Below are 13,231 nucleotides of genomic sequence, written 5' to 3' on the forward strand. Positions count from 1 at the left end.
TTTTAATCTGATAAAGAATAGTCAACTGCTTCTTTGATATTTGATATTTCTTTGATATTTATTAAATTTTGAAAATTATTATTTAGTTCTTCCTCTAGTTTTGGCACTACGATATTTTTGATCCCTAGTCTTACAGCTTCTTCTATCTTTGTTCGAAGATTATTCGATTTTCTAACCTGACCGCTCAAACCCAATTCCCCAATAAATGAGCTATTTGCTAAAGGGGGAATATTTTTCAAACTTGATAAAATTGATATTGCTACACCTAAGTCAGATGATGGATCATTGATCTCAAAACCGCCACCGGTAGCTATATAACAATCAAATTCAGATAATTTTATACCTACGTGTTTTTCAATAACAGCTAGAATTTGATGCAATCTATTTATGCTTATTCCAGTTGTAGTTCGTCTTGGGTTACTGTAAAAAGTTTTATTTACCAATGCTTGTATATCCACGGCTAATGGTCGAGTGCCTTCATTTGTAATCGTAGTTGTTACACCTGAAATATTTTCTTTATTTGTAAAAATTGAACTTGGGTTTGTTATCTCTCGTAAACCCTCTTCTAGCATTTCAAAAATTCCAATCTCGAAGGTCGAACCAAATCGATTTTTTATACTTCTTAGTAATCTATGTGAGGAAATATTATCTCCTTCAAAGTTTATTACGGTGTCAACTAAATGCTCTAGAGTTTTAGGGCCCGCTAAAGCACCATCTTTAGTTACATGACCAATTATTAGAAGCGCAATATTATTGTCTTTGGCAAGATTTTGCAATTCAGATGAACATGCTCTAACTTGAGAAACCGATCCTGGAGAACTTTGCATTTCATGATTATGGATGGCTTGAATACTATCAATAATTGCGAAACTTGGATTGACACGTTTGATCTCTTCAATAATTATGGACAAATTAGTTTCTGCAAAAATTTTTAAATCAATGCTGTTTTGATTTAATCTTTCCCATCTAATTTTTACTTGTTCTAAAGATTCTTCTGCAGTTATATATAAAACTTTCTCATTAATAGATATTTTTCCTGCTGATTGAAGAACTATTGTACTTTTACCTATACCTGGTTCTCCTCCCAGTAAAACAACAGATCCAGGTACTATTCCACCTCCAAGAACTCGATCAAATTCCCTAAAACCACTTGTGAATCTTGATATTTTTTTTGATGAGATCTCATTAAATGGTATAGATTGTTTACTTTTTTTTATATCTTTTATTTCTTGATATTTAGAGCTCTTACTTTTTATTTCTTCAACAATGGAATTCCATGAATTACAGTTAAGACATTTACCAAAGTATTGAGTAGTTTCAGATCCACAATTCTGACAAATAAAAGTTGATAATTTGCTAGACATTAAGTTTCTTAATGAAGTAATGGAACTAGAATGTTTGGGATATTGCCCCTCTACAAGTTAGATTAGGTTAATAATAAATTCTCTTACTGATTAGCTAATAGAAACAAATGACTCTATCTAGTCAAACTAAAGAAACTATACTTGTCGCAGATGACGAGGCAAGTATCAGAAGAATTCTGGAGACACGTCTCTCCATGATTGGCTACAAAGTTGTAACTGCAAGTGATGGTAAAGAAGCACTAAAGTTATTTAAGGATTATGACCCAGATTTAGTAGTGCTTGACGTCATGATGCCAAAGCTAGATGGTTATGGAGTTTGTCAAGAATTAAGGAAGGATTCTGATGTTCCAATAGTTATGTTAACTGCACTAGGAGATGTTGCAGATAGGATAACAGGTTTAGAATTAGGGGCTGATGATTATGTAGTGAAACCATTCAGCCCAAAGGAGTTAGAAGCTAGAATTAGGTGCGTTCTCAGAAGAATCGACAAAGAACAAATTCCTGGAATGCCAAATTCAGGATTAATTTTGGTAACGGACATAAAAATTGATACAAATCGAAGACAAGTTTTTAAAAGCGATGAGAGAATAAGATTAACTGGAATGGAATTTAGTCTCCTAGAGCTTTTGGTAAGTAGGTCTGGAGAGCCATTTAGTAGAGGAGAGATCTTGAAAGAAGTTTGGGGATATACCCCCGAGAGACATGTAGATACAAGAGTCGTGGATGTTCATATATCAAGATTAAGATCAAAACTTGAGGCTGATCCAGCAAATCCTGAATTAATTTTGACAGCAAGGGGTACAGGATATCTATTTCAACGGATTGTTGATATTTCTCCTTTTGATGGTAAGTAAATGGGGAAAGAAACAGCGCAAAAAATTAACAAGTCCAGAGCTATTAGAAGATTAGTTATTTGGTATAAAAGAAATTCGGCAGTAACCTCCTTAGTTGATACAGCTGCTAGTTCTGCAGCAACGGCTAGTAATGTTGCGGGTAATATGGTTTCTGGTGCTGGTTCTGTTGTGAGCACAGCTAGTAATGTTGCGAGTAATGTAGCAGGTAATGTTGCTGGTAATGTAGTTTCAAGCGCTGAATCTGTTGTGAATACTGCCAGCAGTGTTGTTTCAAATGCTAGTTCAATAGCAAAAAATACATTACAACCATTAGTTTTTGACCCATTAAAAAGATTACAAAATAACGATAATATTTTAGATAGGGTAGAGGAATCTCAATCTAATAGAATTTGGATCGCTGTTGATGGGATGGGTGGAGATCATGCTCCTGGTCCAATTCTTGAGGGTTGTCTCGAAGCAATAAGCAGATTTCCAATAAATATAAAGTTTGTCGGCAATATTGAAAAAGTTAAAGATACAGCAGAAAAAACTGGTTTAGCAGAATTATTAGAAAATGAAATTGATAATCATCGTCTTGAATTAATTGATAGTGGAGAGCCTATTGGGATGAATGAAGAAGCTACTGCAGTTAGAAAAAGGAAAAATGCAAGTATTAACGTTGCAATGGATTTAGTTAGAAATAATAAAGCTGAAGCTGTCTACTCAGCTGGTAATTCAGGTGCCATGATGGCTTCCGCCATATTTAGAATTGGAAGATTGAAAGGGATAGATAGACCAGCTATAGGAGCATTATTCCCAACAAGGGATCAAACTCGCCCGGTATTGGTTTTAGATGTTGGTGCAAATACTGATTGCAAGCCATCTTATCTGCATCAATTTGCTCTTCTAGGTAACATTTATGCAAAAGATGTTTTACAAGTAAAAAAACCAAGAATTGGCCTACTAAATATTGGAGAAGAAGAATGCAAAGGTAATGATTTATCCCTAAAGACATTTGAATTATTATCTTCTGAAAAAAGTTTTGATTTTGGGGGTAATTGTGAAGGACGAGATGTATTATCAGGAAGTTTCGACGTAGTAGTCTGTGATGGATTTACTGGAAATATATTATTGAAATTTCTTGAATCTGTGGGAGGAGTTTTATTAGATATTTTGAGATCTGAGCTGCCACGAGGAAGACGGGGAAAAGTCGGTTCAGCTTTTTTAAAAAGTAATCTACTCAGAATTAAGAAAAGGTTAGATCATGCCGAACATGGAGGAGCTTTATTACTTGGGGTAAATGGAATTTGCGTTATTGGTCATGGAAGTAGCAAATCTTTATCAGTGGTTAGTGCTCTTCGCTTGGCTCACTCCGCAGTTAATCATGGTGTTATGGATAATTTAAATCAACTGCAAAAGCTTCAAGTTTTAAATTCATAAAACATATTGAGTCAAATTTATGTTTGACTAATATAAGTAACTAAAAAACTCTTTTGGAAGGAATAAATTTTAATCAGATTGGAGTATCATTTAAGGGGAGCGGAAGTTATGTACCTGATCAAATTCTGACTAATGAAAAAATTAGTCAAAAGGTTGATACGAGCAATGAATGGATAAAATCTAGAACGGGCATTTCTGAGAGAAGGATCTCTAGCCTCGGAGATAATGTTACTGAGATGGGTTATAAGGCGGCTCTAGCAGCTATAGAAATGGCTAATTGGGATATTAAAACGATTGATTTGATTGTTTTAGCTACTTCTACTCCGCATGATTTATTTGGATCAGCGCCCTCTATACAAGCTAAATTAGGGGCAGCTAATGCTGTGGCTTTCGATTTAACTGCAGCATGCAGTGGTTTCTTATTTGCCTTAATTACAGCCTCACAATTTTTAAAAGGCGGTAGTTTTAAAAGGGCTATTGTTATAGGGGCAGATCAATTATCAAGCTTTGTTGACTGGAATGATAGAAGAAGTTGCATTCTCTTTGGAGATGGTTCAGGTGCATTAGCAATTGAAGCCACCAATGAATATGATAATTTAATCGGTTTTGATATCAGAACTGACGGAGAAAGAGGCTCTTTTCTCAATCTCCCATCAAAAAATAATAAGGATTCAATAATTGATAACATTGATTTTTTAAGTGGAGCTTTTTCTCCAATTCAGATGAATGGTCAGGAAGTGTATAAATTTGCAGTTAGAGAAGTTCCTATAATTCTTGAAAAGTTGTTCAAAAAAATGAATTATAATTCCTATGAAGTTGATTGGCTTGTATTGCATCAAGCTAATCAAAGAATATTGGATTCTGTAGGAGACAGGTTAAAAATTCCTGGAGAAAAAATTCTTAGCAATTTAGAAAAATATGGTAATACTTCAGCAGCAACAATTCCACTAGTGATGGATGAGGCTATTAGAAATAATAGAATTAAACAAAATGATATTATTGCTACAAGTGGTTTTGGTGCTGGGTTAAGTTGGGGTGCAGCCCTAATTAAATGGGGTTAAAAAAAAAGGAGCATTATGACAGTTGCATGGGTATTCCCTGGACAGGGTTCGCAAAAAATTGGAATGGCAAAACAAATTGAAAATTTGCCCAACACAAAAGAGAGGTTTAGTTATGCATCTGAAATATTTGAGAGGAATTTATTTGAAATTTGTGAGTTAAATACTGAACCTACAAATCCTAATATTGACTTAAATAACACAAGAAATACACAAATTTGTCTTTTTTTAGTTGAATCAATTTTATTAGATGCATTAAAGGAAAATGGATTTAAACCAACTTATGTTGCTGGGCACAGTCTAGGAGAAATCACTGCACTATATTGTGCGGATGTTTTTTCATTCGAAGATTGTGTTTCTCTAATAAAAGAAAGGTCTCAATTAATGGTAAATGCTGGGAAAGGGTCTATGGCTGCAGTAATTGGTTTTGATAGAAATCAACTTGATTTATTAGTACAAAAAATTGATGATGTTGTAATTGCTAATGATAATAGCTCTTCCCAAGTTGTCTTATCAGGATCTTCTGAAGCATTAGATAATTTATCGAGAGAAATTTCTTGTAAAAGATTCTTGAAATTAAATGTTTCAGGTGCATTTCATTCGCCATTTATGAATGAACCTTCATCAAAATTTTCTGAGTATTTGAAAAAGATTAAATTCAATAATCCCTCTTTCCCTGTCATAAGCAATTATGAACCTTCAATTTGTAGTGACCCAAGTGAGCTTAAAATCAGATTAGAAAAGCAAATGTGTAATGGAGTGAGGTGGCGAGAAACTATGGACTTAATGGCAAAAGATAGTGATCTTCAGGTTGTTGAAATTGGCCCTTCTAATGTACTAAGCGGTTTAGTAAAAAGACATATTAAAAATGTAAAAATTTCTCAAGTTTCATCTTCTGATCAAATATCTTATTAATTTGAATGAACAATCATACTATTCAAAAAATAATCTATGAATTAGTTAGTAAGCTTTTTGTATTTCCTATTTATAAATTTGTATTTAAAGGCCAATTAATAGGTAGAGATAATATTCCGCAAAAAGATTCCTTTATCATGGTCTCTAATCATGGTTCTTTACTTGACCCTCCTCTATTAGGACATGCTCTTGGACGTAACATATCTTTTATGGCCAAAGCAGAGCTTTTTAAAATTCCTCTTCTCGGCTTTATTATCAATGCTTGTGGAGCGTATCCTGTAAAAAGAGGTATTGCGGATAAAAATACTATTAAAACAGCATGTAAAAAATTATCAAATAATAATTGTATTGGAATTTTTATTGATGGCACGCGTCAAAAAAATGGTCGAGTGAATAAGCCTAAACAAGGTGCAGCATTATTAGCCTTTAAAAATCAAAAATTATTATTGCCTGTTGCAATAGTTAATTCACATAGGTTAATAAGATTTAAATTCTTTATTCCTTTGTTTTCAAAAATAGTTATTAAAGTGGGAAAACCTGTTCATCCTCCACAAAGTTCATCAAAAGATGATCTGAATTTTGTAACAATGCACCTTCAAGATAAGATTAATAATTTGATTGGATGATTTTTTAGTTAATTGGAGAAATAGGGTAAAGAGGTAAAACTTTTCTCCAAGAATCTGGATTTAAATTTAATAAATTTTTATTTGATAAATCTAATAGTTCTTTTAAATCTTTTTTATCATCGTAAGCTGCTTCAAAAGAAAGTTCTTTAAAATCAAGTGCTTTGACAATTTTTGGTAAAACTGTTTCTTGAATGACTAGATCCGAGGAGTTGTTTTCGTTATGACAAATTTCATATTTACCTGCAATCAAACCCTTCCTTTTCAATTTTTTGTAAATCCAGAATGATTTTTTGTTTGTAAAGATATTATTTTTTGATGCAATTCTTTTTGCCATTATTTCAAATGAACTAAAACTATCTAAAGGACAATTTATTTGTTGTGAGATAGTTCTTGCTAAAACTACAATTAGTCGTGAAGCATTAAAATTTGCTGGCCCTATGCTGACAGATAACTTATTTATTTTTTGTAAATTTTCTTTGGAAATGAATTTGTTAAGATCATTAATTAAGTTATTGCAGAGGTCATTATCAAATTTTTTGATAAATAATTCATCAGATTCATTATTATTGTTTTTTCTATACCCAAACCCAAAAGAATTGTCTGTGCTATGAATCACTAATGTAGAGTAATTTTCTCTTTTTTTGAGTTTATTTGTCATCTATTACCTTTAAACAGGTAATTCCATTCCTGGATTACACTTAGACCATTTACCAAATTCGTTTGCAAAACTCTCACAAGATTGAACATCCCAATCAGTTTTATAATCACCATTATTATCTTGAACTATATTGACATGAATGAATGGTTTTTTTGCTTTAAAATCAGGTAGATCACAAATATGATCAACACCATGATTATCTTCAACATCATGATATGTGATACATCTATCAACCCATTTACAGTTGATGCAAATGCACATAATAAATAAAAAAATGAAAAATAGCTTTCTCAAAGATCATACACTAATAATTGATGAATTAGAAAAAAGTATTAAATTTCATAATTTGGATTTTATATTAGGTTTTTTACCTAAAAGATCATATTTGGTTGGTGGTTATATAAGGGATATTATTTTGGGAAGAGAGAGTGAAAAGGTAGATGTTGATATTGTGGTACCTTTAAATGCAATTGAGATTGGGAAAAAGATTGCAGATAATACTGGATCAAAATTTATAATTCTAGATGAAAACAGAGAAGTAGTAAGAGTTATACTTAATCATATTTATATTGATATTACTAATCAGATTTGTTCCACGATCGAGGGCGATCTAGTAAGTAGGGACTTTTCGATAAATTCAATTGCTTTTTTATTTGATAAGAAGATTTTGTTTGATCCATTAAATGGTCTTAAAGATCTAGAGATTTCTTTGCTTAGAACTCATTCTGAAAACAATTTAATAAATGATCCGTTACGAATTTTAAGAAGTTTTCGGTTTGTTTCAGAGTTGAATTTCAAAGTCGATCTAAAATTGGTTGAATTTATAAAAAACAATAAAGGGAAATTATATCTTGTTGCTAAAGAGAGGATTAATTATGAAATACGGAGAATAGTGCATGGAGCAAATGCTCTTGATGCAGTTTTGTTGATAAAAAAACTAAATATATTTGATATTAATAATTTATGTGAAGATTCTTTTTTTTTGGATTTAGAGAAAATTAATTATGCAGAACTGGATCAGGAAGAGAAAGAAAATTTTTTACCATTATTTTTTATTACTCAAATTTTAGATGTTGTTTCTTTAGAGAAACTTGAATTTAGTAAAGCTGTAATTGCAAAAACTAAGTTATTAAGAAAATGGCACTTTTTTTTGAAGAAAAAAAATACCGCTCAGTTAGATGAATTAGATAGATTCAAATTGCATCAAGAATTAGAGATGTTTCTTCCAGCTTTTATTTTTTACTTACCTCAAAACTTACAAATAGATTGGCTTCATAGATGGCGTGACAAAGATGATAAATTATTTCATCCTTCAAACTTAGTTAATGGTGATGTAATTAAAAAAAATTTGAAAATAAAGGAAGGGCCTATCTTAGGCGAGCTTTTACAGTATCTTTCTAAGGAACTTGCATATAAAAGATTGAATAATTTTGATGAAGCTATTTATAAAGCAAAGCGATGGATTGAACAAAATGCGCCAAAATGTGATTAAATACACATAGCTTAGTTTTGTTTAGAAGTTCAGACTTCAAAATCATTTTTAAAAATTTATGAGTATTCGCATTTACATTGGCAACTTACCTCAAGGATTTAATCCGAAAGAATTTGATACACTCTTAAAGTCAGTTTCTGATTCGATTAGATTTAAAGCAGTTCTAGATAAAGAAACTAAGGAATGTAGGGGGTTTGGTTTTGCGACAACTAATAATGAAGATAATGCTAATTTATTAATTCAAAAGTTAAACGGTTTTGAATTTAATGGTTCTAAATTAAGAGTAGAGCTATCAGAAAAGAAAGATTCTGCTTCAAATAAAAAAAATAGTGGAAAATTAAATAAGAATAAGAAGAGGAAAGACTTTAAGAAAATTGTTCACAGTGATGCTCCTAACTTAGAAGCTCCTGATCCAAGATGGGCTGGAGAACTATCTAAATTAAAAGATTTGCTAGCTAATCAAAAAACTCCTGCATAGTTATTTAATTCGAGAAATTAAAAAAGATATTGGAATCTCGATAGCTTTTACTGAATTTTTTACAAAAGCCCTGTTATTAAAAACATCATAGTCTAACCTTTCAATAGAATCTAATATTCCTCTGTAAAGACGTAAGGATGTCCATACTGGCCATCTCGCGTCAGAAGATAGCCACTTAATACCATCCTCAGACTTATGGAACCATTCACGAGCCCTTATTAATTGAAAGTTCATCAGTGCTTTCCACTGCTTATTTATTTTTCCTTTTAGAAGTTCTTCTTCAGAATAATTAAATTTTTCAATATCCTCTTGTGGGAGATAAATTCTTCCTCTGTGTCTATCTTCTCCCACATCCCTTAAAATGTTTGTTAATTGATTTGCGATACCTAAAGCTACTGCTGCTTCAGAAGGGTCAGGTAAAGCACTCCAAGGGGCTGATGTATAAGCGCTATCAATCCCCATAACATTCTGAGTCATTAAACCAACAGTCCCTGCGACTCTATAACAATAAAGTTTTAATTCATCAAAATTCTTGTATCTAAATTTATTCAGATCCATTCTCTGGCCCTCTATCATGTCTAGGTAAGGTTGAATACTTTGTGGATATTTCTCGATGGTATCTAATAAAACTGAATCTAATTCAGATTTAATATTCCCTTTAAATACGTTTTTAGTATTTTCTTCCCATTCATCTAGATTATCTGAAAGCTCATCTTGAGATTTAGTTGAGGCTTCTACGCTATCCATTATTTCATCAGTTCTTCTACACCATACATAGATAGCCCAAATAGCTTTTCTCTTTTCGTGAGGTAATAGAAGAGTTCCCAAATAAAAGGTTTTAGCCCATTGTTGAGTTTCTTTTCGGCATATCTCATATGCTTGATCTAGTTGAGAAATAGAATTTTTCAAAAAGTTTTAGCTGAATTTAATAAATTTTGTAAATGTTATCAAGAAACATTTTGAGGCTTTTTGGAATACTCTTTATTAATTGATTCCGCGCATAATTTACCACTTAAAACAGCTCCTTCCATAGATGCTAAATATTTTTGCATTGTATAATCACCAGCTAAGAAGAAGTTTTTTATGGGGGATTTTTGACTAGGTCTAAAAGCTTGACAACCAGGAACAGCCTTATAGACAGATCTTGGAGTTTTAACAACTTTGTATTTTCTTAATTTTGTCTTATCTTCACCCATGAAATGTGTTGGGAATAACTTCTTCAGCTCTTCCATAGTCGCATCAACGATGTCTTGATCGCTTTTGTTTATCCAATCTTTTGCTGGTGCGAAAACCAATTCAAGCATTGATCTATTTGGATCTTCGTATTCTTTACATGTAATACTCATATCTGCATAAACACTGAGAAGTGGCGATCTGCTAAATAGTAGATGGTCAATATCTGTCAATTTTTTGTCAAACCATAAGTGGATATTGATGACTGGCACACCATTTAAGCCATCTAATTTAGAAAAGGCGTCTAACCCTTTCCATTGATTGGGGATCATTAATTTAAAAAGATCTACAGGCATTGCACTGACATAAGCATCGGCAGTAAGCTCTTTCTTTTCGTTTTCATCTAAAGAGGCAATAGTAAAACTTTTAACACTGCTGTCTTCATTAAGGTTGATTTGCCTCAATGGACTATTCATGTGAACTTCTCCACCACGAGCAGTTATATAATCAACCATAGGTTGGCACAGTCTTTCTGGAGGAGCTCCATCGAGGAATGCCATTTTAGAACCATTTTTTTCTTGTAAAAATCTGTTTAGTGCTGTTAATAAAACTGTAGATGATATTTCATCCGGCCCAATGAAATTTAGTGCTTTACTCATAGCTATAAACACTTCATCATTAACTCTTTCTGGAATATTGTGTTCCTTTAGCCAATCTGTCCATGATTTCGTATCACATTTATCTAAGTACTTTTGGCCTCTCAACATTGCAGGAACTAAACCTAATCCAAATAGAATCTTTTCGTTCCATGAAAGCATATCATTATTGCTAAGTATTGCCGAAACTCCATTTACAGGAGCAGGTATATCGGGAAAGTCAAATCTACTGTAAGTACCCGGCTCTGATGGCTGATTAAAAATCATTGAATGACTTTTCCATTGGAGTCTATCTTCAATATCTAATTCCTTAAAAAGTTGCAACATATTTGGGTAGGCTCCAAAAAATATATGCAAACCAGTTTCATACCAATCTCCATCTTCATCTTTCCATGCGGCAACTTTACCACCAAGAACATCTCTAGCTTCGAGTACGATAGGAATGTGTCCATTATCGACTAAATATTTAGCACAAGATAAACCTGCTAAACCTGCACCAGCAATAACAACACGCATTATTAAATCAAGAAATAAATTAACACTTACTAATAAGCTACATTAAAGTTAGAACATAATAGTTTTTTTCGTTGATTATTTTGTAAAATTATGGAAAAAATGCTTTTAAAATCAACTACAAGACATGTAAGAATTTTTACTGCTGAAGTAGTTGATAATGAATTACAGTTTCATCCCAACAAACTGACTCTTGATCTAGATCCCGATAACGAATTTATTTGGAACGAAGATTCTCTAGACAAAATTAATGAAAAATTCAATGAATTAATAAAAGAGAGATCAGGAAAGGATCTAGATGATTATGAACTTCGAAAAATAGGATCTGAAATCGAAGGTTTAATCAAATTCTTGCTTCAGAAAGGTCAACTAAGTTACAACCCTGATTGTAGAGTAATGAATTATTCAATGGGTTTACCAAAGACAAATGAATTGCTGTGAATAGACAACCCCCTAATGGAAGGCCAAGGAGAGGCTCAAATAGAAGTTATTATCCTCCAAATCCAAGAGACATGGATTCGTATGGAGAAAGAAACGGGAGATTACCTGGTTCTTCTGAACAAAAGATCAATATTAATACAGGAACTATTGCCATACTTGCTGGAGTCTTAATTTTAGGAGTTGGTATTGGGAGTGCTATTACTAGTACAACAGATGGCGGACAGGGAAATATAGCAAGTCAACAACAATTGGATATGGCTGTTCCAGACCCTGAATTTTGTAGACAATGGGGAGCTAGTGCTTTCGTAATAGATGTTGAAATGTATACAACTCTGAATCCATCTACGAGTTTTGTTACGCAACCAGCTCTTCAGCCAGGTTGTGTAATCAGAAGAGAAAATTGGACTGTTTTACAAAAACAGGGAGCGATTAGTAACGAAGATGTAAGAGAATGTAAGCAAAGGATGAATACTTTTGCTTATATTGGTTCTATAAGAGATAAGCCAATAGTTAAGTGCGTTTATCAGACTGATGTAAACGAGAATAAATTTATAATAAAAGGCGATGGACAAGCTGAAGACGGCGGAGTAGGTATAAACAAAGAAGCAATTCAGTTTTGATAAAATTATATTCTTCTTAAAGGGCTTGCTAAACTTGCAAATTGAGGAAGAATATTTTTCTTGAAGACTTCTGATGCTCTTGATGTATATCTTGACGGATTAGTAATTAATTTAAGTTCTCTTTTAACCTCCAAGTCAGCAACGAATGCTTTGTGGATTGTTCCAGCGGATAATTCTCTTTCAATAGAAACAACAGGCAAAAAAGAAGCCCCTAAACCTGATTGAACTGCATTTTTGATCGCTTCAAGAGAGTTTAATTCCATCTCTATTTTTAATCTTTGAACATCAAGCCCAGAATCTCGAAGAAGTTTATCTACCACTTTTCTTGTTGTAGATTGAGAGTCTAATGTTACAAAATTTAATTTGTATAAGTCTTCTTTTAGAAGCTCTTTTTTGGCGGAAAGTGGGTGTTTAGAAGGTAAAATTAATGCCAACTCATCTGTTGCATATGGAATTACTTGTAGCAAATTTTCTAAATCTCCAGGTAATTGTCCGCCAATAATAGCTAAGTCAATTTGTCCATTGGCGACACTCCAACCAGTCCTTCTAGTACTATGAACCTGAAGTTGAACAGATACATCAGGGTATTTTTGTCTGAATAGGCCTATCATTCTAGGCATTAAATAGGTCCCAGTTGTTTGGCTGGCTCCAATCACAAGGGTTCCACCTTTTAAGCTATTTAAATCTTCAATAGCTTTACAAGCTTCGTCGCATTGATTCAAAATTCGTTCGCAATAATCAAGCAATAGTCTCCCTGCTTCAGTCAATAGAGCCTTCCTACCACCTCTGTCGAAAATTGTGATTTCAAGTTGTTTTTCTAGATTTTGTATTTGTAAACTTACTGCAGGTTGGGTCACATATAAGAGGTCTGCAGCTTTTTTAAAACTTCCTTGAGCTGCAATAGCTTTTAATATTCTTAATTGGTCGAGTGTAAATGGTAATTCTGGCATCTATTATGCCTACA

Annotated in this window: 15 protein-coding genes; 9 read left to right on the forward strand and 6 right to left on the reverse strand. The window is 32.8% G+C overall.

What is annotated here, in order from left to right; all coding sequences use genetic code 11:
- Nucleotides 1–2 precede the first annotated feature (2 nt).
- Complete coding sequence (gene radA, locus EW14_RS00820; protein ID WP_042849632.1) at nucleotides 3–1,364, reverse strand: DNA repair protein RadA; 1,362 nt, start codon at nucleotides 1,362–1,364, stop codon at nucleotides 3–5.
- 107 nt (nucleotides 1,365–1,471) lie between these two features.
- Between radA and rpaB the strand changes: the two genes are divergently transcribed.
- The 5 genes from rpaB to EW14_RS00845 are packed head-to-tail and all read left to right on the forward strand — an operon-like array spanning nucleotide 1,472 to nucleotide 6,236.
- Complete coding sequence (gene rpaB, locus EW14_RS00825) at nucleotides 1,472–2,218, forward strand: response regulator transcription factor RpaB (RefSeq protein ID WP_042849633.1); 747 nt, start codon at nucleotides 1,472–1,474, stop codon at nucleotides 2,216–2,218.
- Nucleotides 2,219–3,637 carry a phosphate acyltransferase PlsX gene (gene plsX, locus EW14_RS00830; RefSeq protein WP_042849634.1) on the forward strand — a complete coding sequence of 473 codons (1,419 nt, stop codon included), beginning with the start codon at nucleotides 2,219–2,221 and terminating at the stop codon, nucleotides 3,635–3,637.
- A gap of 53 nt (nucleotides 3,638–3,690) precedes the next feature.
- Complete coding sequence (locus EW14_RS00835; protein ID WP_042849635.1) at nucleotides 3,691–4,698, forward strand: beta-ketoacyl-ACP synthase III; 1,008 nt, start codon at nucleotides 3,691–3,693, stop codon at nucleotides 4,696–4,698.
- Nucleotides 4,699–4,713: 15 nt separating this feature from the next.
- The gene (gene fabD, locus EW14_RS00840; protein WP_042849636.1) at nucleotides 4,714–5,610 is read left to right on the forward strand and encodes an ACP S-malonyltransferase; all 897 of its coding nucleotides are present in this window, start codon (nucleotides 4,714–4,716) and stop codon (nucleotides 5,608–5,610) included.
- A gap of 5 nt (nucleotides 5,611–5,615) precedes the next feature.
- The gene (locus EW14_RS00845; RefSeq protein WP_042849637.1) at nucleotides 5,616–6,236 is read left to right on the forward strand and encodes a 1-acyl-sn-glycerol-3-phosphate acyltransferase; all 621 of its coding nucleotides are present in this window, start codon (nucleotides 5,616–5,618) and stop codon (nucleotides 6,234–6,236) included.
- Between the two features lie 4 nt (nucleotides 6,237–6,240).
- On the opposite strand, the gene EW14_RS00850 is transcribed toward EW14_RS00845, so the two are convergent.
- Both EW14_RS00850 and EW14_RS00855 read right to left on the reverse strand, forming a co-directional pair.
- A complete protein-coding gene (locus EW14_RS00850; RefSeq protein WP_042849638.1) occupies nucleotides 6,241–6,894 on the reverse strand; it encodes a molecular chaperone in 654 nt (217 codons plus the stop codon).
- A 9-nt stretch (nucleotides 6,895–6,903) separates the two neighbouring features.
- Nucleotides 6,904–7,155: a Ycf34 family protein gene (locus tag EW14_RS00855; RefSeq protein WP_042849639.1), complete on the reverse strand. Its 252-nt coding sequence runs from the start codon at nucleotides 7,153–7,155 to the stop codon at nucleotides 6,904–6,906.
- Between the two features lie 13 nt (nucleotides 7,156–7,168).
- Between EW14_RS00855 and EW14_RS00860 the strand changes: the two genes are divergently transcribed.
- On the forward strand, nucleotides 7,169–8,386 hold the full coding sequence (locus EW14_RS00860) for a CCA tRNA nucleotidyltransferase (RefSeq protein WP_042849640.1): 1,218 nt from the start codon (nucleotides 7,169–7,171) through the stop codon (nucleotides 8,384–8,386).
- Between the two features lie 58 nt (nucleotides 8,387–8,444).
- Nucleotides 8,445–8,864 carry an RNA-binding protein gene (locus tag EW14_RS00865; protein WP_042849641.1) on the forward strand — a complete coding sequence of 140 codons (420 nt, stop codon included), beginning with the start codon at nucleotides 8,445–8,447 and terminating at the stop codon, nucleotides 8,862–8,864.
- Here EW14_RS00865 and EW14_RS00870 read toward each other — a convergent pair whose 3' ends face one another.
- Together EW14_RS00870 and pds are read right to left on the reverse strand one after the other, a co-directional pair.
- Nucleotides 8,865–9,773: a phytoene synthase gene (locus EW14_RS00870; RefSeq protein WP_042849642.1), complete on the reverse strand. Its 909-nt coding sequence runs from the start codon at nucleotides 9,771–9,773 to the stop codon at nucleotides 8,865–8,867. It lies immediately after the preceding gene.
- A 38-nt stretch (nucleotides 9,774–9,811) separates the two neighbouring features.
- Nucleotides 9,812–11,209: a 15-cis-phytoene desaturase gene (gene pds / locus EW14_RS00875; RefSeq protein ID WP_042849643.1), complete on the reverse strand. Its 1,398-nt coding sequence runs from the start codon at nucleotides 11,207–11,209 to the stop codon at nucleotides 9,812–9,814.
- 90 nt (nucleotides 11,210–11,299) lie between these two features.
- Here pds and ndhM point away from each other — a divergent pair, with 90 nt between their 5' ends.
- Together ndhM and EW14_RS00885 are read left to right on the forward strand one after the other, a co-directional pair.
- A complete protein-coding gene (gene ndhM / locus EW14_RS00880) occupies nucleotides 11,300–11,647 on the forward strand; it encodes an NAD(P)H-quinone oxidoreductase subunit M (RefSeq protein WP_042849644.1) in 348 nt (115 codons plus the stop codon).
- 71 nt (nucleotides 11,648–11,718) lie between these two features.
- Nucleotides 11,719–12,267 carry a DUF3172 domain-containing protein gene (locus EW14_RS00885; RefSeq protein ID WP_225866649.1) on the forward strand — a complete coding sequence of 183 codons (549 nt, stop codon included), beginning with the start codon at nucleotides 11,719–11,721 and terminating at the stop codon, nucleotides 12,265–12,267.
- 5 nt (nucleotides 12,268–12,272) lie between these two features.
- Here the strand turns inward: EW14_RS00885 and EW14_RS00890 are convergent, their stop codons facing one another.
- Nucleotides 12,273–13,217, reverse strand: coding sequence for a LysR family transcriptional regulator (locus tag EW14_RS00890; RefSeq protein WP_042849647.1), 945 nt, complete (start codon nucleotides 13,215–13,217; stop codon nucleotides 12,273–12,275).
- Nucleotides 13,218–13,231 lie beyond the last annotated feature (14 nt).

The organism is Prochlorococcus sp. MIT 0604, from assembly GCF_000757845.1.
GTDB lineage: Bacteria > Cyanobacteriota > Cyanobacteriia > PCC-6307 > Cyanobiaceae > Prochlorococcus_A.

Bases quoted from the DNA above. Each gene is read 5' to 3' on its own strand.
- radA (WP_042849632.1), bottom strand. From the start codon at position 1,364: ATGTCTAGCAAATTATCAACTTTTATTTGTCAGAATTGTGGATCTGAA.
- rpaB (WP_042849633.1), top strand. From the start codon at position 1,472: ATGACTCTATCTAGTCAAACTAAAGAAACTATACTTGTCGCAGATGAC.
- plsX (WP_042849634.1), top strand. From the start codon at position 2,219: ATGGGGAAAGAAACAGCGCAAAAAATTAACAAGTCCAGAGCTATTAGA.
- fabD (WP_042849636.1), top strand. From the start codon at position 4,714: ATGACAGTTGCATGGGTATTCCCTGGACAGGGTTCGCAAAAAATTGGA.
- EW14_RS00845 (WP_042849637.1), top strand. From the start codon at position 5,616: ATGAACAATCATACTATTCAAAAAATAATCTATGAATTAGTTAGTAAG.
- EW14_RS00850 (WP_042849638.1), bottom strand. From the start codon at position 6,894: ATGACAAATAAACTCAAAAAAAGAGAAAATTACTCTACATTAGTGATT.
- EW14_RS00855 (WP_042849639.1), bottom strand. From the start codon at position 7,155: ATGTGCATTTGCATCAACTGTAAATGGGTTGATAGATGTATCACATAT.
- EW14_RS00860 (WP_042849640.1), top strand. From the start codon at position 7,169: ATGAAAAATAGCTTTCTCAAAGATCATACACTAATAATTGATGAATTA.
- EW14_RS00865 (WP_042849641.1), top strand. From the start codon at position 8,445: ATGAGTATTCGCATTTACATTGGCAACTTACCTCAAGGATTTAATCCG.
- pds (WP_042849643.1), bottom strand. From the start codon at position 11,209: ATGCGTGTTGTTATTGCTGGTGCAGGTTTAGCAGGTTTATCTTGTGCT.
- ndhM (WP_042849644.1), top strand. From the start codon at position 11,300: ATGGAAAAAATGCTTTTAAAATCAACTACAAGACATGTAAGAATTTTT.
- EW14_RS00885 (WP_225866649.1), top strand. From the start codon at position 11,719: ATGGATTCGTATGGAGAAAGAAACGGGAGATTACCTGGTTCTTCTGAA.
- EW14_RS00890 (WP_042849647.1), bottom strand. From the start codon at position 13,217: ATGCCAGAATTACCATTTACACTCGACCAATTAAGAATATTAAAAGCT.